This is a genomic window from Candidatus Sordicultor fermentans, from assembly GCF_012728195.1.
GTDB lineage: Bacteria > Atribacterota > Atribacteria > Atribacterales > Caldatribacteriaceae > Sordicultor > Sordicultor fermentans.
On sequence record NZ_JAAYFP010000046.1, the window covers coordinates 1 to 2,394 of the forward strand.

Annotated in this window: 1 protein-coding gene; it reads left to right on the forward strand. The window is 36.8% G+C overall.

Annotated elements, in window-relative coordinates:
- The first annotated feature begins 297 nt into the window (after positions 1 to 297).
- Positions 298 to 1,968 (forward strand): IS1634 family transposase, encoded by a 1,671-nt coding sequence (locus GXZ17_RS02495; RefSeq protein WP_409375714.1) that lies wholly within the window; start codon positions 298 to 300, stop codon positions 1,966 to 1,968.
- Positions 1,969 to 2,394: the final 426 nt, after the last annotated feature.

Consider the following 2,394-nt stretch of genomic DNA (forward strand, 5'->3'; position numbering starts at 1 on the left):
AGTTCATACATAGAAAGAGAAATCCGCTTCCGCCCCTCAGCTAATTTCTTCCTTCCACTATTTTACCCTAAAAAGGGATTTTTTCCTAATCTTCGGAAAAGAAGAATCTGTGTACAAATCTACCTTTCGCAATCATTTAAACCGAAGTTCAACCTAAAATAGCTATAATGTCCTATTTTAGCTGATTTCTCTCCAATAAGTAGTATAGACTTTCCTCTATAATTATTTTATATAATAGTTGATTTATATGCTACTATGGTTTAATATAGTAGTATAGACTAAAGAGGAGGGAAGTCAATGTTTGTTAAAGTAACCCCCCGGAAGAAAGGTAACAAAACTTATTATTATGCTGAATTAGTAGAGTCTTATCGAGAAGATGGGAAAGTAAAGCACCGAAGAATAGCCTATTTTGGTAGGGTAGACCCAGAGACAGCCAGAAGACTTAAGATTACTTTTTCCCCAGATTTTGATTCTTTTACCAACTTAAATAAAGTGAAATATCTTTCTGCTGTTCCTTATGGGAACTTCTTCTTAATTGAGTATTGTCTAAAGCAATTGGGGATGTTTGATTACTTCCAATATAACTTTGTTTCCCCTGATCCTCATATAACAGTTTCTACTGCCTTGAAGGGGATAAAAGCTATGCTCTTCCAAAGACTACTGCAACCAGATAGTAAATTAGCTCTCTTAGAATGGTTACCACTAACCCCTCTTAAACATTTTTTAGCTCCTGGAGAACTGGATCTCCAGAGTTTATACCGGAGCTTAGAAGTACTACAAGCTAACTTAAAGCACGTAGAAGAATATTTATATCATATGGCTATTGAACAGTTTAAGGAAGATAGTAAAGAGCTATATTATGACTTAACCAGCAGTTATTTTGAAGGTCGTAAATGTATCATAGCAGAATATGGCTATTCCCGAGATAAACGTAAAGATAGAAAACAGATAGTTATAGGGCTGGTTACCACTGCCTCTGGTTTTCCTCTCAAGTGTAAAGTTTATCCTGGAAATCGAGTAGATAAAACTACTGTTACAGAAATGATATCTGAACTCCAAGAAGAGTTTCCCTTCCAAGAGATCGTCTTGGTAGGAGATCGGGGAATGTTAACTGCTAATAATGTGGCCACCATTGAAGAGCTGGGACATAAATATGTTATGGCTCTTCCTCGTATCCAGAGTAAGAAATACTTAAAAGATAGAGATATTAACCTTAAATCTATGAGAAAAATTACCACTGACCTCTATGCTCAGTTCATCCCCGGAGGAGAGAACCAAAGGCTTCTTCTATGTCTCAATACCCAAAAGAGAGAAGAAGATAGAGAGTATCGTCAGTTTTGTTTACAAAGTATCCAGGAACAACTGGAGAGGTTGAATAACAGTTTAGGAAAGAACAAAACTATTACCAGTAGAGATGAAGCTATGAAAAGAGTGGGGATGATCCTCAAGGAGAATTTTGCCCGGAAGTATTTCCGAGTAGTAACAGTGAATAGTTCTAAAAACCCTCTGGGATTTGAGATTCAATATCAGCTCAAAACTGCCCAGATTGAGGAAGATGAAAAATTAGATGGTACTTTTATGATTTGCTCTAATGAGCAAAGTTATGAGGATGAGAAACTGATCCAGGTTTACAAAAACTTAAGCCAGGTAGAGAGAGCTTTCAAGGTGATCAAAAATGAATTAGATATCAGACCTATTAATCACTACAAACCAGTCCGGGTGGAAGGGCATGTATACTTATGTGTTCTGGCCTACTTTATTACTAAGGTAATTGAGCATATTGCTCATCAGAAGAAACTTAATAAATCTGCTCCTAAAATTTTAAGAGAACTAAGCCAAATTGCTTTGATTGAGATCCATTTACCTGATGGTCAAAAGAAGTATTCTCTGACTACTATGCAGGAGGAACATAAAGAGATATTTAAAGCTTTCCAAATTAAAAATGTAGAAATCCCTGATGTAGGGTAGACTTTTTATTTAAAATCCCTCAACAAGGACTTGTTTGCCAATATCGGGTTGAACTTCGGGTTAAATCCTTTTTTCTTGTGAAAGTGAATGGATTTTCCATAAAATTTATATTGAGACGCAAAATCCATGGTAATGTCTCTCCCTCCTCATTTTCTCTGTGGCACCATTGCTCATAGTCCCCGGTATCAATTGCAAGTGCTGATGAAGGTTTTTTTCTCAGTGGTTTTTGCCTTTTATATCTTTAATCTTCTGGATCTTGATAAAAAGGGAGAAATAGCCCTTTTTTAGACATAGCCCCGCTTTTTGCACTCAGCCAGGAAAGTCTGGTAGCGCTCCTCATAGAGAGAAGAAAGAAAAGGATGAGGAGCTTCTTCTCCTGAGAGATGGACCATTTCTTGCACCGCCTGTGATATTTTCCCCCAGAAA

Excerpts from the sequence above, each read along its gene's own strand:
- GXZ17_RS02495 (WP_409375714.1), top strand. The coding sequence starts at position 298 with ATGTTTGTTAAAGTAACCCCCCGGAAGAAAGGTAACAAAACTTATTAT.